Source organism: Lysobacter sp. Root916 (assembly GCF_001429785.1).
Classification (GTDB): Bacteria; Pseudomonadota; Gammaproteobacteria; order Xanthomonadales; family Xanthomonadaceae; genus Lysobacter.
This window is the reverse complement of sequence record NZ_LMJF01000017.1, coordinates 22,010-44,634: the sequence shown is the minus strand read 5'-3', so window position 1 is coordinate 44,634 and position 22,625 is coordinate 22,010. Positions and strand designations below refer to the sequence as shown.

The 22,625-nt window shown below is 69.4% G+C and carries 21 protein-coding genes; 8 read left to right on the top strand and 13 right to left on the bottom strand.

The window, feature by feature from the left end; genetic code table 11:
• Nucleotides 1-2 precede the first annotated feature (2 nt).
• Nucleotides 3-1,028 carry a uroporphyrinogen-III C-methyltransferase gene (locus ASE35_RS19700; protein WP_082576394.1) on the bottom strand — a complete coding sequence of 342 codons (1,026 nt, stop codon included), beginning with the start codon at nucleotides 1,026-1,028 and terminating at the stop codon, nucleotides 3-5.
• 37 nt (nucleotides 1,029-1,065) lie between these two features.
• The gene (locus ASE35_RS19695; RefSeq protein ID WP_235567192.1) at nucleotides 1,066-1,803 is read right to left on the bottom strand and encodes a uroporphyrinogen-III synthase; all 738 of its coding nucleotides are present in this window, start codon (nucleotides 1,801-1,803) and stop codon (nucleotides 1,066-1,068) included.
• A 103-nt stretch (nucleotides 1,804-1,906) separates the two neighbouring features.
• Here ASE35_RS19695 and ASE35_RS19690 point away from each other — a divergent pair, with 103 nt between their 5' ends.
• From ASE35_RS19690 to ASE35_RS19665, 6 genes are all read left to right on the top strand, one after another.
• The gene (locus ASE35_RS19690) at nucleotides 1,907-2,365 is read left to right on the top strand and encodes a YiiD C-terminal domain-containing protein (RefSeq protein ID WP_056177079.1); all 459 of its coding nucleotides are present in this window, start codon (nucleotides 1,907-1,909) and stop codon (nucleotides 2,363-2,365) included.
• 73 nt (nucleotides 2,366-2,438) lie between these two features.
• Nucleotides 2,439-2,855, top strand: a complete 417-nt coding sequence (locus tag ASE35_RS19685; protein WP_056177076.1) for a hypothetical protein — start codon at nucleotides 2,439-2,441, stop codon at nucleotides 2,853-2,855.
• 100 nt (nucleotides 2,856-2,955) lie between these two features.
• Nucleotides 2,956-3,393: a rhodanese-like domain-containing protein gene (locus ASE35_RS19680; protein ID WP_157489589.1), complete on the top strand. Its 438-nt coding sequence runs from the start codon at nucleotides 2,956-2,958 to the stop codon at nucleotides 3,391-3,393.
• 160 nt (nucleotides 3,394-3,553) lie between these two features.
• Nucleotides 3,554-4,066 (top strand): protein-export chaperone SecB, encoded by a 513-nt coding sequence (gene secB / locus ASE35_RS19675; RefSeq protein WP_056177074.1) that lies wholly within the window; start codon nucleotides 3,554-3,556, stop codon nucleotides 4,064-4,066.
• 25 nt (nucleotides 4,067-4,091) lie between these two features.
• On the top strand, nucleotides 4,092-5,135 hold the full coding sequence (locus tag ASE35_RS19670) for an NAD(P)H-dependent glycerol-3-phosphate dehydrogenase (protein WP_057164877.1): 1,044 nt from the start codon (nucleotides 4,092-4,094) through the stop codon (nucleotides 5,133-5,135).
• Between the two features lie 100 nt (nucleotides 5,136-5,235).
• The gene (locus tag ASE35_RS19665) at nucleotides 5,236-6,768 is read left to right on the top strand and encodes a hypothetical protein (RefSeq protein ID WP_057164876.1); all 1,533 of its coding nucleotides are present in this window, start codon (nucleotides 5,236-5,238) and stop codon (nucleotides 6,766-6,768) included.
• A 210-nt stretch (nucleotides 6,769-6,978) separates the two neighbouring features.
• On the opposite strand, the gene ASE35_RS19660 is transcribed toward ASE35_RS19665, so the two are convergent.
• From ASE35_RS19660 to rtcR, 3 genes are all read right to left on the bottom strand, one after another.
• Nucleotides 6,979-7,581, bottom strand: a complete 603-nt coding sequence (locus ASE35_RS19660; RefSeq protein WP_057161580.1) for an outer membrane beta-barrel protein — start codon at nucleotides 7,579-7,581, stop codon at nucleotides 6,979-6,981.
• Between the two features lie 235 nt (nucleotides 7,582-7,816).
• A complete protein-coding gene (locus ASE35_RS19655) occupies nucleotides 7,817-8,371 on the bottom strand; it encodes an Ax21 family protein (protein ID WP_057161581.1) in 555 nt (184 codons plus the stop codon).
• Nucleotides 8,372-8,681: 310 nt separating this feature from the next.
• Nucleotides 8,682-10,286: an RNA repair transcriptional activator RtcR gene (gene rtcR, locus ASE35_RS19650; protein ID WP_057164875.1), complete on the bottom strand. Its 1,605-nt coding sequence runs from the start codon at nucleotides 10,284-10,286 to the stop codon at nucleotides 8,682-8,684.
• A 303-nt stretch (nucleotides 10,287-10,589) separates the two neighbouring features.
• On the opposite strand from rtcR, the gene ASE35_RS19645 reads away from it, so the two are divergent.
• Nucleotides 10,590-11,816 (top strand): RtcB family protein, encoded by a 1,227-nt coding sequence (locus tag ASE35_RS19645; RefSeq protein WP_057164874.1) that lies wholly within the window; start codon nucleotides 10,590-10,592, stop codon nucleotides 11,814-11,816.
• A gap of 82 nt (nucleotides 11,817-11,898) precedes the next feature.
• Nucleotides 11,899-12,918 (top strand): RNA 3'-terminal phosphate cyclase, encoded by a 1,020-nt coding sequence (rtcA, locus tag ASE35_RS19640; protein WP_057164873.1) that lies wholly within the window; start codon nucleotides 11,899-11,901, stop codon nucleotides 12,916-12,918.
• A gap of 8 nt (nucleotides 12,919-12,926) precedes the next feature.
• Here rtcA and ASE35_RS19635 read toward each other — a convergent pair whose 3' ends face one another.
• Genes ASE35_RS19635 through ASE35_RS19600 form a run of 8 tightly spaced genes read right to left on the bottom strand, consistent with a single transcriptional unit; the run spans nucleotide 12,927 to nucleotide 22,249 of the window.
• Nucleotides 12,927-14,453, bottom strand: a complete 1,527-nt coding sequence (locus tag ASE35_RS19635; protein WP_057164872.1) for a glycosyltransferase family 87 protein — start codon at nucleotides 14,451-14,453, stop codon at nucleotides 12,927-12,929.
• Nucleotides 14,454-14,502: 49 nt separating this feature from the next.
• Entirely contained in the window at nucleotides 14,503-15,267 is a 765-nt protein-coding gene (locus ASE35_RS19630; protein ID WP_056177058.1) for an HAD family hydrolase, read from the bottom strand.
• Entirely contained in the window at nucleotides 15,264-17,360 is a 2,097-nt protein-coding gene (locus tag ASE35_RS19625; protein WP_157489588.1) for a glycosyltransferase 87 family protein, read from the bottom strand. Before ASE35_RS19625 ends, ASE35_RS19630 begins: the two co-directional genes overlap by 4 nt.
• Nucleotides 17,357-17,944: a phosphatidylinositol-specific phospholipase C/glycerophosphodiester phosphodiesterase family protein gene (locus ASE35_RS19620; protein ID WP_057164871.1), complete on the bottom strand. Its 588-nt coding sequence runs from the start codon at nucleotides 17,942-17,944 to the stop codon at nucleotides 17,357-17,359. The genes ASE35_RS19625 and ASE35_RS19620 overlap by 4 nt, the downstream gene beginning before the upstream one ends.
• Entirely contained in the window at nucleotides 17,941-18,660 is a 720-nt protein-coding gene (locus ASE35_RS19615; RefSeq protein ID WP_200943973.1) for a glycosyltransferase family 2 protein, read from the bottom strand. The genes ASE35_RS19620 and ASE35_RS19615 overlap by 4 nt, the downstream gene beginning before the upstream one ends.
• On the bottom strand, nucleotides 18,657-19,463 hold the full coding sequence (locus ASE35_RS19610; protein ID WP_056177051.1) for a class I SAM-dependent methyltransferase: 807 nt from the start codon (nucleotides 19,461-19,463) through the stop codon (nucleotides 18,657-18,659). The genes ASE35_RS19615 and ASE35_RS19610 overlap by 4 nt, the downstream gene beginning before the upstream one ends.
• 57 nt (nucleotides 19,464-19,520) lie before the next feature.
• Complete coding sequence (locus ASE35_RS19605) at nucleotides 19,521-21,179, bottom strand: NTP transferase domain-containing protein (RefSeq protein WP_057164870.1); 1,659 nt, start codon at nucleotides 21,177-21,179, stop codon at nucleotides 19,521-19,523.
• Nucleotides 21,180-21,214: 35 nt separating this feature from the next.
• Nucleotides 21,215-22,249: a class II aldolase/adducin family protein gene (locus ASE35_RS19600; protein ID WP_057164869.1), complete on the bottom strand. Its 1,035-nt coding sequence runs from the start codon at nucleotides 22,247-22,249 to the stop codon at nucleotides 21,215-21,217.
• Nucleotides 22,250-22,625: the final 376 nt, after the last annotated feature.

Here is a 22,625-nt window from a genome sequence, read left to right as displayed (position 1 = left end):
CCTCAGCGCGTGGTGCGCAACTGGCGCAGTTGCTGCAGTGTGCTGCCCAGCGTGGGAACCGTCAGTGAAAGCGGCATGGCGGCCAGCGATTTCAGGCTGTCGCGCTGGCGCGTCTGCGCCGCCGAGGCCGGCGCCAGGCGTTGCAGCCAGCCGTCGGCGCGGCTCAGCGCGTTGCGGTAACCGGCATCGTCGCGGCGTTCGGCGGCGGCGCGAGCGAGCGAGATTTCCAGTTGCAGGCCGGCCAATGCGATCGCGCGATCGGCCGGGCGCAGCGCGACCGCGCCGTCGCTGGGCTGGATGTCGACGATGTTGCCGAACGCGCGCTGCCACCACGGCGCACGCGGCGCGGCGGGCTGCGCGTCGCGCACCGGCGCCAGGCTCAGCGTGCGCGCGAACGCGTCCAGCTCGGCCATCGCGCGCACGCGCGGGTCGATGCCCAGCGCGTCCAGCGCGGCGCGCTCCTGCATCAGGGTCTGGCGCAGGCTGAGGTAGGCCGGGTCGTCGATGCCGTCGAGCACGCCGCCGGCCAGCGCATAGGCGCGGCGCGCGCCGGCCAGGTCGCCGGCGATCTGCAGGCGTTGCTGGCCCAGGGTCAGCAGCAGTTCGGTTTCGTCCAGGCGCATGGCCTGGGCGCCGTGGCGATCGGGGTCGGCGAGTTTGGACACGCTGTCTTCGATCAGGCTGGCGCGCGTGCCGATGCCGTGCAATTCGTCGCGCAGCACGCGGTTGGTGGTGTCGGCCTGCTGCAGGCGGCGGTTCTGCGAGCGCTGGTCGTTGCGCAGCGCGTTGATGCGCTCGTCCAGCGCGTCCAGGCGCAGGTCGGCGTCGGCGACCGCGGCGCGTTCGCGCGCGGCACTCGCTTGCATTTGTTTCCAGTAGTACCAGCCGCCGGCCGCGAGCAGCACGAGCAACAGCAACCAGAGCCAGGAGTAAGAGGAGCGTCGGGGGGCGGGCGAGGGCGAGGACACGTCGGAGGCGGGCCGGGAGGTGGGGGAGGCCGGGGCGGAAGAATCGGGGGAGGCGCTCATGACACCGCCATGCTACCGGAAGGCCCGTCCTCGCAAGTCATGCGGATCGACGCAACTCGTCCGGCACGGCCGCCAGCAGCTCGCGCGGACGCGGGCCGGCGGCGACCCGGACCCGGGCGAAGCCCAGTTCGCGCGCGAGCAGGGCCAGGCGCTGGCTGGCGGCCAGCGCGGTGGCGCCGCGCAGGGCGCGTGCGGCGTCCTCGGGCAGGGTCTCCAGGGCGCGTTGCAGCGCTTCGCCGCTGGACAGGGCCAGCACCGCCGGCGCATCCAGCGCGCGCAGCCGCGCGATCGCGCGCGGCGCGGGCGCGATCGGCACGCGCGCATAAACGTCGGCGCGCAGCACCCGCGCACCGCGCGCCTGCAGCTCCGGGGTCAGCAGGCCGCGGCCGCCGGGCGCGGTGATCAGGCCGACCGCGCGGCCGGCCAACTCGCGGGTGTCGAGCGCGGCGAGCAGGCCTTCGCTGTCCATTCGGCGCGGCACGTGCACGCGCGCGATGCCGGCCCGGCGCAAGGCCGCCGCACTGCCGGCGCCGACCGCGAACCACTCGCGCCGGCCGTCGTCGCGCAGCGGCCGCAAGGCGTGCGCGGCGCGTACCGCTTCGGGACTGGTGAACACCGCATAGGGCGCGCTCAGCGCGACCTCGAGGGCGGCGCGCGCGGCCTCGTCGTCGCGCCGGCGCCAACGCCACGGCGACAGGGCGATGAAGTCGGCGCCCAGCCGCGCCGCGCCCCGCCGCAGGGCGGCGTGCGCGCCGCTGGGCCGCAGCGAGATCACGTACCATCGCGGCGGTTGTGGCGGTGTGTGCGGACGCATGCCGGCAGCTTGGCATAGCCGCGCAGGCCGCGGCATCCCGTCCGCCTCCCCCAACGCGTGCCCCATGAGCCTCGAACAAGCCCTGCAACGCCTGCGTCAGCACTACCAATCGATGCCGCCGGTGGCGGCGATGCAGCTCAACGTCGCCGACTACGACGGCCAGCGCCTGCGCCTGCACGCGCCGCTGGCCCAACACGTGAACGACAAGGGCTGCGCCTTCGGCGGCAGCCTGGCCTCGATGATGACCCTGGCCTCCTGGGGGCTGGTCTCGCTGCGCCTGGAACAGGCCGGCCTCGACGCCGACGTTTATGTGGCCGACAGCCAGATCCGCTACCTCGCCCCCCTCTACGCCGACATCGACGTCGACGCCGAGCTCGCCGCCGACGCCGACTGGGACAGCTTCCTGAGCACGCTGCGCGAGCGCGGACGCGCCCGCACCGGCCTGGTGGCGCGCGTGCGCCTGCCCGAAGGCGGGGTCGCGACCGATTTCACCGCCCGCTACGTCGCCATCGCGCGCGGCTGAGGCGCGCGACACAACACCGCGCCCGGAACCGGCTAGCATGTCGGCCGACGCGGTCCCTTGCCGGAGACACCCGATGCGCCTGTTGAAAGTCCTGCTGCTGCTGTGCCTGTGCGCGGTCGCCGGCGGCGCCCTGGCCAGCAAGAAGACCAACGAACTCGAACGCAACCAGTACGCCTGGTCCGGCGCGGTGCGCTGGGGCGAATTCGAACAGGCGCAGAACCTGATCGATCCGATCTACCGCAAGGCCCACCCGGTCACCGCGCTGGAGCTGGAGCGCTACAAGCAGGTCCAGGTGTCGTCCTACCGCGACGTCGGCTCCAGCCTGGACAAGGAACTCGGCCTGGCCGTGCGCGACATCGAGATCGGCGTGATCAACCGCCACACCCAGGCCGAACGCACCGTGCGCTACCGCGAGGAATGGCGCTGGGACCCGATCGCCAAGACCTGGTGGCTGACCTCGGGCCTGCCGGACCTCTGGGACGGCATGTAACCCCGCCCAGGGCCCGTCGCGACGGGCCCGAGCCGGTTTTTTTGCGCCGCCCGCCGCCGTGGGCGACAATCGCGCCCCCATCCGTCGTCCCCGTGATCCTGTGACCTTAGAAGAACTGCTCGCCTTCGGCAGCCGCCACATGTTCCTGTCGATGGGTCTGGTCGGCCTCACCGTCGCCCTGGTCTACACGGAAGGCGCGCGCCTGTTCCGCGGCTACAAGGCCCTGCGTCCGGCCGAGCTGACCGGCCTGATCAACCGCGAGAACGCGCTGGTGGTCGACCTTTCGCCGACCAGCGATTTCGAGAAGGGCCACATCGCCGGCAGCCGTTCGGTCTCGCCCGGCCAGTTCGATCCCGAGAACAAACTGCTGGCCAGCGCCAAGTCGCTGCCGGTGGTCATGGTCTGCCGCAACGGCCAGGCCTCGGCCGATGCCGCCAAGCGCCTGAAGAAGGCCGGCTTCGAGCAGGTCTATTGGCTCGACGGCGGCGTGCAGGCCTGGCAGCAGGCCGATCTGCCGCTGGTCAAGGGCCGCGCCTGATCCTGCCCGGCGGCGGCGGCCGTGCGCGGCCGCCCCTTGCGCGCGGCGCGCGGCGCCCCCACGCCTGAACGCGGGGCGTGGTTCGCACGCATGCCATAATCGGCCTCTTTCCGCGGTTTCGACCGCATCGTCAAACACTTAACACCGCTGGAGTCATCCGATGTCCGAAGAAAACGTCAACGGCGCCGTCGCGCCGGTCGAAGCCGCCGGTCCGGCGTTCACGGTCGAAAAGATCTACGTGAAGGACGTCTCCTTCGAAGTCCCCGGCGCGCCGGCGGTGTTCAACGAGACCGCGCAGCCGCAGCTGCAGATGAACCTCAACCAGAGCGTGCAGCGCCTCAACGACGCCGCTTTCGAAGTCGTGCTGGGCATCACCCTGACCTGCAGCGCCGGCGACAAGCCGATGTACCTGGTCGAAGTGAAGCAGGCCGGCGTGTTCGGCCTGGCCGGTTTCGACGAGGCCACCCTGGACGGCATGCTGGGCACCCACTGCCCGAACGTGCTGTACCCGTACGCGCGCCAGCTGGTCAGCGACCTGATCCAGTCCGGCGGCTTCCCGCCGTTCTTCCTGCAGCCGATCAACTTCGACGCCCTGTACGCCGAAGGCCTGCGTCAGCGCGCCTCGCAGCAGGCCGGCGGCCTGGCCGACGCGGAGACCGCGGGCAACGCCTGAGGGCCGCCCGCGATCGGACCACGGCATGGACACGGACGCGACTTCCGGTGATGCCTCGCCGCGCGTGGCGGTGTTGGGCGCGGGCTCCTGGGGCACCGCGCTCGCCGCCCTGATCGCGCGGCACGGTCATCCGACCGTGCTGTGGGGCCGCGACGCCGACGGCGTCGCGGCGATCGAGTCGCAACACGAAAACCCGCGTTACCTGCCGGGCATCGCCCTGCCGGAGACGCTGCGCGCGACCGCCGACATGGCGGCCGCGCTCGCCGGCGCCGATCTGGTGCTGGTGGTGGTGCCCTCGCACGCCTTCGCCGAAACCTTGCGCGCGCTCGCGCCGCATCGGCCCGCGCACGCGGGCGTGGCCTGGGCGACCAAGGGTTTCGAACCCGGCAGCGGCCGCTTCCTGCATGAAGTCGCGGCCGAAGTGCTGGGCGACGACGTGCCGCTGGCCGTGGTCACCGGTCCGTCCTTCGCCAAGGAAGTCGCGCAAGGCCTGCCGACCGCGCTGACCGTGCATTCCGACGACGCCGCGTTCGCGCGCGCGGTCGCCGGCGTGCTGCACGGCCCGAGCTTCCGCGCCTACACCGGCGACGACATGCTCGGCGCCGAACTCGGCGGTGCGATGAAGAACGTGCTCGCGGTCGCCACCGGCGTCGCCGACGGCATGCAGCTGGGCCTCAACGCGCGCGCCGGCCTGATCACCCGCGGCCTCAACGAGATGCTGCGCCTCAACCACGCCATCGGCGGCCAGCCGGAAACCCTGATGGGCCTGGCCGGTCTCGGCGATCTGGTCTTGACCTGCACCGGCGACCTCTCGCGCAATCGCCGTCTCGGCCTGGCGCTGGGCCGCGGCCAGAGCATCGAAGCGGCGGTGCGCGAGATAGGCCAGGTGGTCGAGTCGGTGCAGACCGCCGACGAAGTCATGCGCCAAGCCGAACGCCACGGCATCGAACTGCCGATCTCCAGCGCGGTCCAGGCCGTGTTGCACGGCAAGATCACGCCCGCCGACGGCCTGCGTCAGCTGCTCGCGCGCGAACAGAAGCCCGAGTACCCGCACGAACTGTTCGGCTGAGTCCGGCGCCGCGCGGTTCGCGGCCGCGCCGTCGCCCATCTTGGCCTGAGCCCCGCGCGAGGCCACACTAGCGCGCCCTCCCCGTCGAAACGGACTTCCGATGCGCGCGCTACTCGCGGCCCTGCCGCTGCTGCTGTGTTTCTCCGCGCCCGCCTGGGCCGCCGTACCGCCCTGCGGCGAGTACCAACCCGACGACGAATACGCCCCGCTGCTCAACTTCGCCGGCAACAGCGTGAGCGCGCGCGACCGCCAGGGCTTTCTCAGCACCAACGCCTGGCGCTACCGCATCGACGGCGACACCTTGTTGATGCGTCACGCCGACAGCCCGCTGCTCGACATCTACCGCATCGAGGCCGACGGCGAGCGGCTGGTACTGCAACCCGACCGCATGCGTAGCCAGGCGCTGACCTATCGCCGCAGTGCGCCTGCGGTCTGCGTCCCCACGCTGGGCGCGGGTGTCGCGAACGCGCCGCAGGGCACGCCCGAAGCCGATCAGGATCGTCTGGCCTGCGCCGCCGGCGACATTCAGGCCTGCGTCGGCGAACTCGCCTACGACCGCGAAATGCCGGCCGAACAGCGCGCCCAGCGCTTGGAGGCGTATTGCCGACAAGAGGCCAGCCCTTATGCCTGCGAAGAGTGGGTCAAGGCGCTCGCCCCTAAGGACCCGAACGCGCCGCTGTACCTGTTCCGCACCGCGGCGGTATCGGCGCCGGAACTGGCCGCCCTGCGCGCCGGCTGCCGCGAAGCGCGCTCGGCCAAGGCCTGCACCGCGTTGGCCGAACAGGACTGGATCGCCGGCCGCTACGCCAGCGCGCGCGACACCTTGGCCAGCGCCTGCGAATGGCGGCTGGACGCTCAGGCCTGCGAGCACGTCCAGGGCTTGAAGGTGATCGAGCTCAGCGACGCGCCCGCGCGCCGCAAGCCGCAACAGCCCTGCGGCACCTACGCCAGCGGCGCCGGCGGATTGTTCGATGTCTTCCGTTTCGGCGACGACCGCGCGGTGGCCGCCTCCAGCGACGGCGAAGCGACCATGCGCTATCGCCTGCGCGAGGACCAGGTGCTGGTGCGCCACGACAAGGGCGACGACTTCGTGCTGCGCTGGCTGGGCGACGATACCCTGGTCGGCATGGACGACTGGACCCGATTCACCGTCTATTTGCGCGGCATGCCCGAGACCTGCGCGGCGGTGCCGCTGCCGATCGCCAGCGACCAGATCATCGAACGGCCCTACCGCATCGACCACTGCGCGCTCGCCGCCGGTGCCAGCGTCGAGGCCTGCTGCGCGAGCGGCTCGATGTCGGCCTGCATGGGCGCCGGCCATACCGCCGCGCTCGGCGGCGATTGGGCGCGCGCGGCCGGCTACTACGACCGGGTCTGCGCGATGCACGTGCGCGAAGGCTGCGGCAACGTGGTCGAGGCCTATCACAACAGCGGCGACGACAAGCTGCTGGCCGGTATCCGCAAGGTCTGCAAGGACGAGCCGCGTTCGGTCGCCTGCGAGGAATTGGAACTGGCCAGCGCCGCGGCGATGAATCGCAAGCAGATGGAGCGCGAACTCGAGCAATCGCTGCGCGAGGTGCTGGAACGGATTCCGGCGGAAGCGCCCGAGACGGAGCCCAGCGCGGAAGAGTGAGCTGGGCCGGCAATCGGGCGCGGGGCGCGCTCAAGCGCGGCATCGTGTGGCCGCGGCCCGCCGCGCTTGGGAAGGTTTGCGCGGCGATGCGGTTCGTCTTCGACTCACCGCATCCTACGGGGCTGCCGGAGCGTCTACGCATCGATCGAACGCGCAAAGAAAAAGCCCGGCAAGCCGGGCTTTCTCTTATCGTTCGACCGCTTCGATGGATCAGAAGCTGGCGCGAGCGCCGATCATGTACTGGGTGGTGTCTTCGACGAACTCGACCTCGGCCACGACGCCCCAGGTCTGGTTGAACTTGTACTGGCCGCCGAGGGTGCCGACGAAGTCGCCTTCGAAGTCGCCGCCGTCGATGTAGCCGGCCTTGACCCAGCCTTCCAGGTTGTCGGTCATCTCGCCGCGGATACCCAGGTTGAGCTTGCCGCCCTTGCCTTCGCCGCTGCTGTTCTCGACCGAGATTTCCTGACGCAGGTACGACAGCTCGGCGATGAAGTCGGCGCGGTCGCTGATGTCGGCGTGGTAGCCGAAACCGATCTCGGCGGTTTCGAAGTCGGTGTCGAAGGTGCCGGGGATGCCGTTGACGCGGACATCGTCCTGGGTCTTGCTGTAGTGACCGAAGACGGTGAAGTTTTCGCCCAGCTCGACCGAACCGCGGATGTAGCCGCCGTCCAGCTCGGGATCGAAGCCGGCGACGCCGGTGTCGACGTCAACGCGGGTGTAGCCGCCTTCGACGTAGGAATAGCTCAGGCCCTCGGCCGAGGCGACGAACGGGGCGGTGGCCAGCAGCGCTGCCAGCACGAGTTGCTTCTTCATGAATTCTCAATCCTGATGTTTGGTTTGCGTCCATGCCGCATTGCGGCGGGGCGCACGATAACGAAACATTCACATCGCCACAACTGCCAAAGGCGACACGGATTACGTGTGACCGCCTCCAGGGTGGGGCTAAACCGGTTCGGCGCAAAAAAAGAGCCCGGCCGGGGCCGGGCTCGATCGCGACGTTCGGGGGAGAGAGAGAAATCGCGATTGGTACGGGGTGACGCGCCCGCGCTTAGAAGCTGACGCGCGGGCCAACGAAGAACTGGGTATCGCCGTCGACGAACTTGACGTCGCCGTTCACGCCCCAGGTGTCGTTGAACTTGACCAGAGCGCCGACGCGGCCGTAGAACTCGCCGTCCGACTTCTCGTAGTCCTCGTAACCGGCCAGCGCATAACCCTGGATGTTCGGGGTCAGCGTGCCGTTGACGCCGGCTTCGACGCTGTAGCCGTTGAAGTCCAGACCCTGGCCGGCGTCGAACTTCTCGTAGGCCACGCGGGTCAGCAGGTCCACGCGCGAGTTCAGCTCGTGGTTGTAGCCCAGGCCGACGCGCCACTGGTCGAAGTCGATATTGGTGTTGTCGATCTCCTGCTTGCTGTAGCCGCCGAAGATGTGGAAGTTGTCGGCGATCGCGCCCGAGCCGTTCAGGGCCCAGCCGTCGGCGTCGCCGCCATCGGTGTTGGTCTTGGCGTAGCCGCCTTCGACGTAGGTGTAGGACACGCCCTCGGCCGCGGAGGCGGCGAACGGCAGGGCGGCGAGCAGGGTCAGGGCAAGCAAAGTGCGCTTCATAAAGGTCTCGGCCTCTTATTGGTTTTGTGCGTCCGAATCGCGGCGCCTCGGGGTGGGGCGGCTCTTGTGATTCGGATGTGGCGCAGTATCCAAGCGGCGATTCAATCGAAGCTGAATTTTGTACTTGAAAGTTTAGGAACTCTGCGGTTCGTGCACGGTCACGCCGAAAGTCATGCCTGTTAAATACTTGTAAACAAAGGATTTACAGCGAATTTGCCGAACAAAACGGCGGATGAATGCGCGCTGGCAACGTTTACAGACGGCGTCGAAAGGCACCGGATATGCGCAGGTTTTCCGGGTCTGGATCGTGTCAGGCGGGGTCGACGGCGGCCTCGCGCAGCTGTTCCCAATCCAGCCCGTAGCGCGCCAGGTATTTGCGCAGGCGGTCGGCGTCGTTGGTGCTGGCGCGCTGGCTGCGCGAAACCGCGAACAGCTCGCGCCCGGCCTGCGACAGCGACTTCGCGCGCGCGCACACGCGCGCCACGTCTTCCAGTTGCACGCGGTCGAAACGGTCCAGCGCGTCCCAGCGTTCGCCCAGCAGGGCCTGCAGCGGCGACAGCGGCTGGCCCGAGCGCCACTGACGGCGCAGGCGTTCGATCTCCTCTTCGACCTGGGCGGTCTGGATGCGCCCGGCGTTGGCCAGGGTCGCCATGCGCATCACCGAGGCGCCCAGGTCGCGGAAGTTGCCGCTCCAGGCGGCCTCGGCGCTGGTGGCGTAGCGCAGGTAGCGCTCGCGCGCCTCGCGGTTGAAGGTCACGCGCTGGTGCTGCTCGCGCGACCAGCGTTCGAGTTCGAAGTCCAGATTCGGCTCGATGTCCTCGGCGCGCTCGGCCAATCCCGGCAGGCGGTAGGTCCACAGGTTCAGGCGCGCCAGCAGGTCGTCGCGGAATCGGCCCTGCTGCACCGCCTCGTGCAGATCGCGGTTGGTGCCGGCGATCAGCTGGAAGTCGCTTTCGACCTCCTTGTCGCTGCCCACCGGCAGGAAGCGCTTCTCTTCCAGCGCGCGCAGCAGCATCGCCTGCTCGTCCAGGCCCAGCTCGCCGATCTCGTCCAGGAACAGCAGGCCGCGATGGGCCGAGCGCAGCAGGCCCGCGCGGTCGCCGGCCGCGCCGGTGTAGGCGCCTTTGACATGGCCGAACAGCGAACTCATGGCGCCGTCGCCGCGCAGGGTCGCGCAGTTGACCTCGACGAACTGCCCGGGCAGCTGGTGCTTGAGCTTCTTCAGTTCGAACACGCGCTTGGCCAGCTGGCTCTTGCCGGCGCCGGTCGGGCCCATCAGCAGCATCGGCGCGCGCGAGCGCGTGGCCACCGTTTCGATCTGCTCGATCATGCGGTTGAAGGCGGCGTTGCGGGTGGCGATGCCGCTCTTGAGCAGGTCGCGATCGTGCAGCTGCTGTTGCTGAAAGCGTTGCGCGATCAGGTCGTAGCGCGACAGGTCCAGGTCGATCACCGCGTAGGTGCCCGGATCGGCGCCGCCCTGCTTGCGCGGCGGCGAGGTCTGCAGCAGGCGGCCCGGGAAGTGCCGGCTCTCGGTCAGCAGGAACCAGCAGATCTGGCTGACATGGGTGCCGGTGGTGATGTGGACGTAGTAGTCCTCTTCCTCCGGCTTGAACTCGTAGCCGGCCAGGAAGTCGTGCAGCGCCGCGTACACGCCCTCGAAATCCCAGGGGTCGGCCAGGTAGGTGTCGTGGATGCGGACTTGCGTCTCGGGCGAGGCCTGGCCCAGGTCCTCGCGCACGGTCGCGGCGAGCTTGCCGTAGCGGCGCTGGTCCAGCAGCAGTTCCAGGCGGTCGAGCAGGAAGTCCTGGTGCATGCCCAGCGACACCGTCGGCCGCCACTTCTCCCAACGCCCGGGCCCGGTGCCGCTGTCCAGCATGGTGCCGAGCATGCCGATCACGACCTGACGCTTGCGCATATCCATTCCTATAAGAGGCGCGCCGAGAATATACGAAATTAAGATGGCCACCGAACTCCGTCCGCGCCGATACTGAAAATAGTCCTTCAATATCAACGGGATATTGCGTTTGCGCGAAGTTGGCACGGCGATTGCTCTGGTACGTAGGCACCCGGCGGTTTCGGCGGGTGCGAGCAGGCAGCGGCGCCTGGCTGGCAATGGGGCCAGCCGGGCCGGCAGTAACGGCGCGCCAAGGCGGCGGCCACCGGCCCGGCGCTATGGCGCGGGCCCGACGCGGTACCACCAACGAATAGAGTGAAGGTCATGAGCACCCAGAATTACGACGTCATCCAGGAGCCCGGCTCCGCCCCGATCAAGCTGTGGACCCGCGGCGTGCCGCTGGAGGACGAGGCGCGCCAGCAGTTGCAGAACATCGCCAAGCTGCCCTTCATCCACCGCTGGATCGCGGTGATGCCGGACGTGCATCTGGGCAAGGGCGCGACCGTGGGTTCGGTGGTGCCGACCATCGGCGCGATCGTGCCGGCCGCGGTCGGCGTCGACATCGGCTGCGGCATGATCGCCGCGCGCACCAGCCTGACCGCGAGCGACCTGCCGGACGACCTGGCCGGGCTGCGCAGCGCGATCGAGCGCGCGGTGCCGCACGGCCGCACCGCCGGCCGCGGCGTGCGCGATAAGGGCGCCTGGCAGAATCCGCCCGAGCGCGCGATCGAGGGCTGGACGCAGCTGGTCGCCGATTTCCAGCGCATCTGCGAGCGCCATCCGCGCCTGAAGAACACCAACAACCTCAACCATCTGGGAACCCTGGGCACCGGCAACCATTTCGTCGAGGTCTGCCTGGACGAGGAGCAGCGCGTATGGTTCATGCTGCACTCCGGCTCGCGCGGCGTCGGCAACGCGATCGGCACCCACTTCATCGAGCTGGCCAAGCAGGACATGCGCCGCTGGATGATCAACCTGCCTGATCAGGACTTGGCGTACCTGCCCGAGGGCAGCGAGCATTACGCCGACTACGTGTTCGCGGTCGACTGGGCGCAGCGTTATGCGCGCATCAATCGCGAGATCATGATGCAGCACGTGGTCGCGGCCGCGCGTGGGGTGATCGCCAAGCCTTTCGAGGCCGCGGCCGAGGCGGTGAACTGCCATCACAACTACGTCAACCGCGAGCAGCACTTCGGCAAGGACGTGTTCGTGACCCGCAAGGGCGCGGTGAGCGCGCGCAAGGGCGAGTTGGGCATCATCCCCGGCAGCATGGGTGCGAAGAGCTTCATCGTGCGCGGCCTGGGCAATGCCGACAGCTTCCATAGCTGCAGCCATGGCGCGGGCCGGGTGATGAGCCGTACCCAGGCGCGCAAGCTGATCAGCGTGGCCGACCACGTCAAGGCCACCGCGCACGTGGAATGCCGCAAGGACGCGGAGGTGGTCGACGAGTCGCCGGCCGCGTACAAGCCGATCGAAGCCGTGATGGCCGCGCAGAGCGACCTGGTCGAGGTCGTGCATACGCTGCGTCAGGTGGTGTGCGTCAAGGGTTGAGCGCGTCGCCCGCGGGCGACGCGGTATTTACATGGAAACGGACGGGGCCGGGCCCCGTCCGCATCGTTATTCGGAATTCGCAATGGACATGATCGAACTGGACGGCTCGGCGGGCGGCGGGCAACTGCTGCGCACCGCACTGAGCCTGAGCCTATGCACGGGCATCGGCTTCAGCATGCAGCACATCCGCGCCAAGCGTTCGCGCCCGGGCCTGATGCGCCAGCACCTCACCGCCGTCAACGCGGCCGCGACCGTCGGCCGCGCCTTCGTGCACGGCGTCGATTTGGGCGCGACCAGCCTGCGCTTCGAGCCGGGCCAGGTCGTGCCGGGCGACTATCGCTTCGCCACCGGCACCGCAGGCTCGACCACGCTGGTGCTGCAGACGGTGTTGCCCGCGCTATGGAGCTGCGACGCGGCGTCGCGGTTGGTGCTGGAGGGCGGCACCCACAATCCGCTCGCGCCCAGCGCCGACTTCATCGCCGACAGCTATCTGCCGGCGCTGCGCCGGATCGGCGCGGAGGCTTCGCTACGCCTGGAGCGCCACGGCTTCTATCCGGCCGGCGGCGGCATCGTCCACGCGACGGTGGCCGGTGGCGCCCAATTGCAGCGCCGCGTGTTCGATACCCGCGGCGAGCGCGAGTCGGTGCGCGCGACCGCGCTGCTGTCGGCGCTGTCGGCCAGCATCGGCCGCCGTGAGCTGGAAGTGTTGGGCGAGCGCCTGGGACTGGGCGAAAGCGAGCTGGAGTTGCTCGGCGTGCGTCCGGCGCTCGGCCCGGGCAATGCGCTGAGCGTGCAGGTGCGCCATGCCGCGCACTGCGAGACCTTCACCGGTCACGGCGAGCGCGGCGTGATGGCCGAGGACATCGCGCGCAAGCTCGCCGACGAGGTGCGCGCGTATCTGGATTCGCCCGCCTGCGTCGGCGAGCACTTGGCCGATCAGCTGCTGCTGCCGATGGCCCTGGCCGGTGGCGGCGAGTTCACCACCACCACGATCAGCGAGCACCTGAGCAGCAACGCGCGCCTGATCGAGAAGTTCCTGCCGGTGGAGATCGATTGGCAGGCGCTGGGGCCGGATCACTGGCGGGTGGTGGTTGCCAGCTGATCGCGCCCTCACCCCATCGACAACGCCGGCGACGGCGTTGCCGATGCGCGCGTGGCGTCGACCTCGCCCGACGGCCGGCGCAACACCACCCACAGGCACAGGCCGAGTGCGACGAACTGGCTGAAGGTGGACAGCGCCAGACGGCCCATCAGTTCGGGCAGCGGCATGCCGCCGAATGGCAGCACCGCGCTCAGCGCGAGGTAGGCGATGGCCAGCGCGACGATGCGCGGCGGCTGCAGGCGGCTGCCCGCGGCGACCAGCAGCCACAGCCAGATCGGCGCGAACAGGCCGTTGTGGTCGGGCACGAAAGGGCTGCGGTAGGCGGCCAGCGCCAGCAGCGCCAGCCAGGTCGAGACCAGTTCCAGCCGCGACATTCTCGACGCGCGGCGCGCGGCGAAGATCGCCAGCGCGAACACCGCCAGCGTCCAGACCCAGGACACCGCTTTCTCCACCGCCGGCGTCATGCCGCCCACGCCCAGCAGCTCCAGCTTCAGGGTCAGGCCCGGCACCGAATCGTTGATCGCCACCACCGGCTCCAGCCCGTCCAGCCACAGGAAGGCCCAGGATTCGTTGCTGAGAATGCGCGGCGCCTGGAACTGGAAGAAGGCTTCGAAGGGCGCGGTGCCCAGCCAGAGCAGCGCGATCACGCTGTACAACGCCGCGAACGCGATCGTCCACGCCGCCTCGCGCCAGCGCCGCGCGGCCAGCAGGTACAGGCCGAGCAGGCCGGGAAACAGCTTGAACACGGCGAAGCCGAGCAGGGCGCCGCCGGCGATCGGGCGGCCGCGCCAGAACAGCATCATCGCCAGCAGCGACATCGCGATCGCCGCGATCTGGAAATTGCCCAGCTGCAAGGTCAGCAGCACCGGCGTGCTCAGCCACAGCGCGGGCATCAGCAAGGCGATGCGGCGCCCGGCCGCGCCGCCGATCCAGCGGCCCAGCACGAACACGCTCGCCGCCAGCACCGCGCCTTCGATCGCGAACCACAATGCGCGCAGTTCGAGGAAGCCGTCGCTCACCGCGAGGCCGGCGCGCGGCAGGATCAGGAACTGCGGCAGGTAGAGGAAGTCGTCGAGCTTGAAGCGGCCTTCCATGCCGCCGTAGTGCTCGGGATCGTAGAGGTTGGGCACGCCCTGCGCGGCCAGGCCGGCGGCCTTCCACATGCCGGAGAAACAGTTGTGGCGCACGTAGAACTCGTCGAACCAGTAGGCCGAGGCCTGGGCCTGGGCCGGATCGAGCATGAACAAGGCGACGCCGGCGGTGCGCGCGATCGCGGCCAGCGCGATCAGCAGCCACAGCGCGCTCCAGATCGGATGCGCGCGGCGCAGGCCGTCCCATTCGCCGGGCAGCCGGCGCGCGAGCCAGGGCGTGGCGAACACCGCCAAAGCCAGCGCGATCGCCAGCGCAACGCTGGGCGCGAACGCGGTGGGCACATACGCGCCCACCGCCACCGCGGGCAGGGTCGCCAGCAGCAGGCTCGACAGGGCGGCGACGACCCAGCGTTCGCTGGAAATCCGGTGCGCGGCGAGGTTCATGCGGTCTGGCTCCGAAGGACGGTGCGGCGCGAGCGAAGGCGTGCGGCGTTCATTGCGCGGCCCAGCCTTCGACCTTGCCCGAGAACACGTAGCGGCTGAGTTCCTCGAAATCGTCGAACACCAGGTCCGGCGCCGACTCGCGCGCATGGCCGTTGTGGGCGCGATCGACGCGCAGCAGGGTGGTGATGCCGAAGCGGCGCGCGCCGGCGATGTCGCTGGCCGGGTCGTCGCCGATCATCCAGATGCGCTCCGGATCGATGCCGAGCTTGTCGATCGCCAGCTGGAACGGCGCCTCCTGCGGCTTGTCGGCGCCGGCCTCCTCCGAGGTCACCACGTAGTCGAAGCAATCGTCCAGGCCGAAGTAGATGATCTTGCGGAATTGGATCTGCGAAGTGAGGTCGGTGATGATCGCCGTGCCGATGCCGCGGCTGCGCAGCGCCATCAGGAACTCGCGCACGCCCGGGAACAGCTCGCAGTGGGCGAGGAAGGTGCGCCAGTAGGTCTGTTCCAGATCCAGCGTGATCACCAACTGGGTCTTGCGCCCGAGCAGCTCGATGCCGCGCTGGAAATACAGCAGGCGGCTGTGCGAGCTGGCGGTGCGTCCCAGGCGCTGCTTCACTTCCAATCGCGCCTGCGAGAAAGCCTGACGCACGTCGGCGACGTCGCAACCGAGCAGGCGCACCGCCTTCTCCTCGGCGGCCACGGTCGCGCAGGCGTGCGGGTGACCGTAGGCGTAGAGGGTGTTGTCGGTGTCGAAGATGATCGCCTGCGGCGCGCGCAGGGCGGTATCCGCGTTGTGGATGTTCAGGCTCATTGGATTCGGTTCTTCAGGGCTTCTTCGGTGTGCACCAGGACCAGCAACTGCATGATCCCGCTCATGCCGTCCTCCCATTGGGGACGGATGTCCAACATCTCCTGCAGGCCGGGCACCAGACTGCGCGCGGCCAGGGCGATGTCCTCGGCGACCACGTCGCCTTCGATCTCCATCTCGACTTCGCCCGAGTCGTCGGCCAGCTGCACGTCCAGGTGCAGGCCGCACACGCCGATCAGGATCCGCGCCACGCGCTCGTGATAAGTGCCGTTGCGGATCAGCGCGACCAGCTTCAGGCGCACCTGATCGGGCGGGATGCCGCGCTCGAGTTGCTGCGGGTTGACCGGTTGCAGGCGCAGCACCAGGCTGGCGACCGCCTTCTGCGGATGGATGTAGCGTTGCGAATCCGGCGCGCGCCGCTCCAGCGAGCCGGTGACCGCGGCCAGGTCGTGGCCGCGCTGATGCACGTCGCGGTGGATCTTCCAGGCCCGGCGCAGCGATTCGTCCACGTCCAGGAACACGCTGACGTCGTAGCGCCGGCGCAGGCGCGGGAAGTGCAATGCGTGCAGGCCCGAGGCGATGATCACGTCGTTCTTGGCCAGCAGGGTCGGCTTCTCGAAGCGCCCGGCGCTGTGATCGTAGCGGCGGCAGACGATGGCCTTGCCGTCCATCAGCGCCAGCACGTCGTTGCCGAAGCGTTGCAGGTCGTTGGCGCGCGGATTGAGATGGGTCAGGCCCTTCCACATCGGCGCGTAGCGGTCCCAGATGTGGTAATCGTCGCCCGATACGTGCACCACCGAGTGGTCGCCGAACACGCCGGCCAGGGCGCGGCTCAGGGTGTCCTTGCCGGAGCCCGAATCGCCGGCGATACCCAACGCCAGCGGCTTCTGGGCGATGCGGTAGTAGTCGTTGCGGCCGACGCGTTCGCGCAACATCTGCACGATCAGCACCAGGCCCGACGCCACCATCAGGGTCATCCACAGCGAGTGCACGTGCGGGGTGATGCGCGCGGCCACCGTCGCGATCGCCGGTGCCGGATCCCAGCCCAGCAGGGGCGCGCTGGCGCCGCTGGAAATGAACACGTGCATCGCGATCAGCAGCAGCGAGAAACCGCCGGCCAGCACGCGCGCGCTGCGATCGCCCTGCAGCTGGTGCGCGACCAGGAACGGCACCAGCCACAGGTACCAGCCCGGCGGCGCCGGCGTGCCCAGCACGACCAGGAAAAACGAGAGGCCGGTGCTGGCGATCAGCAGTTCGAAACTGATGCGGCGGAAACGCCAGGCCGCGTAGGCCGCCAGCAGGTACAGGGTAGGGGTCAGGTAGAGCTTGAGTTCCTCGCCCAGCGGCAGGGCCAGGTCGAACACGCGCCCGAATTCGCGCGAGCCGAACACCATGCTCACGAAGCCGGACGACGCCAGCCAGGGCAGCGTCAGCAGCGTCGCCAGCACCGCGCAGGCCAGCGCGAACGGCGCCAACATCGAACGCAGGCGCTTGTTGCGCCACAGGTAGATGCCGATGAAAGGCGCGGCCAGGCCCATGCTGAGCTTGGCCGCCAGCGCCAATCCGAGCGCGGCGCCGGAGGCCACCGGACGATAGCGTCGGATCAACAGCAGCGACAGCAGCAGCAAGGCGATCGGCACGATGTCGGTCTGGCCGTTCCAATAGGTCACGAACAGCACGATCGGCGACCACCAGTACAGCCACAGCAGCATGCGCGGGCGCTCGGTCGGCAGCAGCCGCCGCAACAGCAGCAGGCAGGCCAGGTCGGCGCCGAGCAGACCCAGGCGGAAGCCGATGCCGGTGTAGGCGGCGCTGCCGGTGGCGGCGTCGACCAGCCAGCCCAGCACGCTGCCCGGCGCGTGCGCGAGCAGCATCACCGGGCCGTAGGGATAGGCCAGCGGCGTGCCGCCGGCGGCGAGGAAGCTGGACCACGGATCCAGACTGGGAAAGCGGATCGCGTGATCCAGGAACGGCAGGAACCACTGCTGCTGAATCTTCGGCACCAGCAGCACGATCAGCGCCGCGCGCAGCAACAGGCCGGCGCGGAACTCCCAGGTCCGCAGCATCGGGTCTCGCCACAGCCGCGCCAGACTCATCGCCAAAGTTCGGTCTCCTTGGTGCAGACCGCGTCCACGGCGATGCCGTCGCGCGCGAGCCGCTCGCGCAACTCGGCGATGCCCTGGGCGGCGTTGCGGCCCTGCAGTTCCGGCGAGACCAGGCACAGGCGGAAGCCGGCCGCGCGCAGGCGATCGGCCTGGGCGCGATCCAGCGGAAAGCGGGTGAAGCAATCGACCCAGACCCAGCCCACCCGACCGGCCAGCGACAGCGCGGTGTCGATCGATTCGTACTCCGACACCCGCACCGCGCAACGCGATTCGCCGCGCGCGGCGGTGCGGACCAGGAACGGGAAGGACTGGTCCAGGAAGAACCAGTCCTGGATGCCGCGCTCGCGCATCAGCGCGATCAGGCGGTCCTCCAGGCCCTCCTCCTTGACGTTGAGGATCAGCAGGCGATGGCGGTAGTCGTCCAGCCAGTCCTCGAAATCCTCGCCGTCGGCGAAGGCGTCGTGGTGGATGATGATGGCGTCGCCGCGGCTGCGCAGATCGAGCTCGATCCCGAACTCCGGCGAGGTCGCGCGCAGTTCCGCGCGGGTGTTGCGGCGGTGGCGGACGATGATCATGCGGGGTGCGAGAGGTCTTTGCGCAGGCGCAGGCTGAAATCCACGGTGCGGCGGATGAAGCGCGCCTTGGCGCGCCAGTTCACGTTCCAGTGCGAGCTGCCGTAGGCGCGCTCGCCGAAGCGCACCCGGAAACGGCGCACTTGCAGGCCGCTGCGACGGGCCTGGTAGTAGGCGTACAGGTCCAGCGAGAAATCGTGCGGCGGCGCCTGCCAGCGTTCGAAGAAGGCGCGCGCGAACAGGGTCGGCTGGGCGTTGATGTCCCACAGCCGGCGCCGCAGCAGCAGAGTCTCGAACAGCGACATGCCGACGGTGAAGACCACGTCCGCCACCGGCCGGCCGTAGCGGCGGCCTTTGACGAACAGCGTGCCCGGGTCGCGGTCGTCGAACAGGGCCAGGCCCTCCAGCGCGTCGGCCGGATCGGTCTGCATGTCGGCGTGGGTCCAGCCCACGATCAGGCCGCGCGCGGCGCGCAGGCCGGCGAGGATGCCGTAGCCGTAACCCTGGTTGCGTTCCACGCGGACGCTGCGGATGCGTTCGACGCCGTCCAGCAGTTCGGCCAGCACCGCCGGGGTGTCGTCGGTGGAGCCGTTATCGACCAGGATCGCTTCCACGTCCTCGCGCACGAAGGTCTGACGCAGGCGCGCCACCAGCAACGGCAGGTTGCGGGCTTCGTTGTAGCAGGGGATCACCAGGGACAGGCGCAGGGAGATGGTCACGGCGTTTCGATCTTCCTCAGCACCACCGAACGGCCCATCGCGAATACCGACGGCAGCAAGCGGACCAGGGCGCGGTCGGTGGCGTCGATCAGCTTGAGCAGGAAGCGCGGCAGCTCGACGGTCTTGGCCTGCACCACCACGCCGCCGGAGACCAGGAACACGAAGCACTCGTTGAGCTGGTTGCGTTCGATCGCGAAGCCGGGCAGGTGGCGGCGGAACGCGTCCTCGTCGCGGAACAACAGCAGCGGGATCGCGCAGTTGGCCGACCAGGGATCGCGCGGATCGTTGGCGACCACGTTCTCGTCGAACACGTCGATGTCGTAGGACCAGCCCTCGTGGCGCATCGCGCGCAGGGCCAGGCGCAGCAGGAAGCAGGTGTTGAGGTCCTGGATCAGGATCAGCCCGCCCGGCGCGAGCTTGCGCTGCATGACCTGGAAGAAGCGCACCGGATTGGGCAGGTGGTGGATCATGTGGCTGAACACCGCCACGTCGATCGAGCCGTCCGGATACGGCGGGTCCATGGCGTCGGCGACGTCGTCGATCCACGGCCGCGCCTCCACGTCGGTGATGCGGAAATTGTCGTGGCGGATGAATTCCTTGCTGAAGCCGGAGCCGGCGCCGAACTCGACCACGCGCTGGCCGGGCTTGAGGTAGGCGTTCATCCAGTCGTAGCGCTTGTGCAGCAGGAACTCGAGATTGCGCGGGCGGTGCTTGAGGAAGAACTCGCGCGCCAGTCCGACTTCGCCTTCGTGCGCGAAGCGGTTCTCCTCGTGCGTGGGGAAGTAGGTGCTAGGCAGGACCATGGGACGACTCTCCAGCGGAACGGGCAGCGATGTTGCGAACGGCGGCGAAAGCAGGGATCAGCATCGGAAGCGCTCCGGCTCGCGCATGCGGTAGCGCTCGGCCAGGGCCGGGCGCGCGTGCGCGGGCACTCGCGGGTCGTGTTCGATGCGGTAGGGGTGGGCGTCCCACTTGTGGAAGCAGGACTGCCAGTACTCGAAGGTGCGCAGGTCGTCGGGCGTGCCCCAGCACAGATAGTGCGCGACTTCGAACACGCGGCAGTTGAGGCCGGCGGCGACCGCGTCGTTGATGCAGCTGTCGACGTAGAACTCGCCGTTGACGCGCCCGTCGCGCGCGATCATCGCGTTCGCGGCGGCGGCGAAATCGGCGGCGCGGCGGAACGTGAAGGTACCCAGCACGATCGGATCGCGGGCGGTATCGGCCAGCGGCTGCTTGACCGACACCGACAGCACCCGGCCGTCGACCTCGTCGACCCAGCCGTAGTGCGTGGGTCGGCGCGCCGCGCCCGGATAGCCGCGCGCGACCCAGACGATCACGTCCACGTCCTCGTCGTCCAGCAGCGCCGACAGCGCCTGCGCGTCGAACACCGCGCCGTTGTCGCAGGCGCCGATGGTCAGCGGTTGCTCGGGGTCGACGTCGTCCAGGCCTAGCAGGCAGGTGCGGGCCTGGCCGTCGGTCACGCGCTCCAGATCGACCAGGGCGCAGCCGGGGAAACGCGCGCGCAGCGCATCGGCGATGCGCGCGGCGCCCTCCAGGTCGCGGCGCTGCACGAACACGCGCCGCGCCGGCTCCGGCAGGTCGCGCGCGGCCTGCACCACCATCGGTTCGCCGGAGACCGGAATCAGCGGCTTGGGCTCGCGATAGCCCTCGCTGGCGAAGCGCGCGCCCAGCCCGGCCATCGGTACCATCACCGCGCCGCGCTGGCGCGGCGGCGCCTGCGGGCGGGCCGGATCGGCCAGGCGCCGGAACGCGTCGGACCAGTAGCGGTATTCCTCCAGGTCCTGCGGCGTGCCCCACTGCATGAAGTGGTTGAGCTCGTACACCGCGACGCAGGCGCCGTCTTCCAGCATCGGCTTGTAGGCCAGGCTCACGTAGTGCTCGCCGCCCAGGCTGAGATCCTCGCGCGCACTGCAGCGTTCGAAGGCGTCGCGCATCAGCGCGCCGGACCTGAAGTAGTAGCTGCCGCTGGAGGCGTACTCGCGCGTGGGTTGGTCGGTGTAGGGCTGTTTTTCCTGGATGTCGAGCACGCGCGCGCCGTCGGTGCGCACGTAGGCGTAGTTGGTCGATCCCATCATGTGCGGATGGAAGCCGGTGTAGCACGGAATCGCGCCGTCGCAGCCGCTGTCGAGCACGAATGACTTGAAATCGCGGTAGTCCCAGGCGCAGGCGAAATCGCAGTAGTTGACCAGGGTGGGCGCGTCCGGATCCAGCAGCTCCATCGCCTGCAGCACCGCGTGCACCGGGCCGCGCTTGTGCGGCGCGATCCCGAGCACCCGACCGCTCGGACAGATCCGCGCCAGCTGCTCGGCCATGTGGTAGTCGTCGCGATCCAGATGATCCTGGTTGCACACGAACACGAAATCGGTCTCGCCCGGGAACAGGTCGACCACGTGCGCGATGATCGGCTTGCCGTCGATTTCGATCAGCGGCTTGGGCACGCGATAACCGGCGCGGCGGAAGCGCTCTCCGAAACCTGACATGGGGACGACGATCTGCATGGGCTCCTTCCGTGGCGTCGTGCGGTGCGTGGGGGTCAGTGCGCGGGCCGCGCCAAGGCGCGGCGATAGGCTTCGGCTTCCCAGTCCACCAGGGCGGCGACGTCGTCGTCGCCCAGGTAGACCAGCGGCTCGTCGCCGCGCAGGCGCAGCGCGACCAGGGCCAGGCACAGCAGCATCGCCTGCGCGCCGGCCGACAGGCCGGGCGCGACCAGCACGCCGGCGCCGGGCAGCAGCGCGAACGCCGGCGCGACGCCGCTGGCGGCGGTGCAACGCGCGACCGCGTCCGAGAGCGCGTCGGTGCCGTCCAGCACGGCCGCGCGCGCGCCAAGGAACACCGCGTGGTCCGGATACAGCGCGCCGTCGCGGGCGATCGCCAGCGCGGCCGCGTCGACGCCGAGCGCATGCACGCGCGGGTCCTGCGGTGCTTCCCAATTCAGGTCGTTGACCGCGCGCAAGCGCGCCGGGTCGGCGCTGCGCGTGGAGCGCTCGGGCAACGCCAATCGACGCTCCACTTCGTTCAGCAACGCATCGGCCGCGACGCAGTCGCCGGCGCCGACGACCAGGCCGTGATTGGCCAACACCAGCACGTCGGCCGCGCGTTCATTCAAGGCCTCGCGCACCGCCTGGGTGAGCGGATAACCGGGGCGCCGATACGGCACCCAGGCCCAATTCAGGTCCTTCAACAGGGCATCCAGTCGCGTGCGCGCATCCGCGCGTACCGCCCAGGCGATGGTGTTCACCGAATGCACGTGCGCGACCACCGGATGCGGCAGCAATGCGTGCAGCGAGGTTTCGATCGAGGGCCGCAACGCATGCGCGGCGCCCAGCCGCGCCAGCCGCGCTTCGCCGTCGGCGTGACCGAGCGCGGCGCGCGCCTCGTCCAACGGCAGCGGCACGAAAATATCGCGCTCGCGCGCCTGCGCGAGCCAGGTGCCGGAGGCCTTGACCCACAAGGTGCCGTCTTGTTTGACCGACGTGTTACCGCCGCCGCCCTGTACCAGCAGCGGATCGGCGCCGATCCGCGCCGACCAGGCGATCAACGCGTCGAGAGCGGCTGCGATGTGACCCATCACGCCCCCGCCAGCGCGGCGTCGGTGCGTGGTCTGGGCGTCGTTCGGTGCTGCGAGAACGGTCGATCCATGTGTTCCCCCTCCCTGCTGGCTGTTGCTCCTGAAACCCCTAATACTCGGTTTGGACTTGCAACCGGCCGTCCCACGGCCGGATAACGCACTCCCCGCAACGGTTTCCCCAGCCGGGCATTGGACGTCCCGGCAACCGATGTGGTCCGCATTTGCCCCCTGACCACGTTATGTGGATAGGATATAGACGGGGGGCACCACGGATGGAACGCCAAGGATGATCGCGAACATGGTTCGCGTGCAAGAGCATCTCCGAAGCGACGCGTGCTGGATGCCAAAGGGAAACCGACCGGATCAGGTCGGCCGA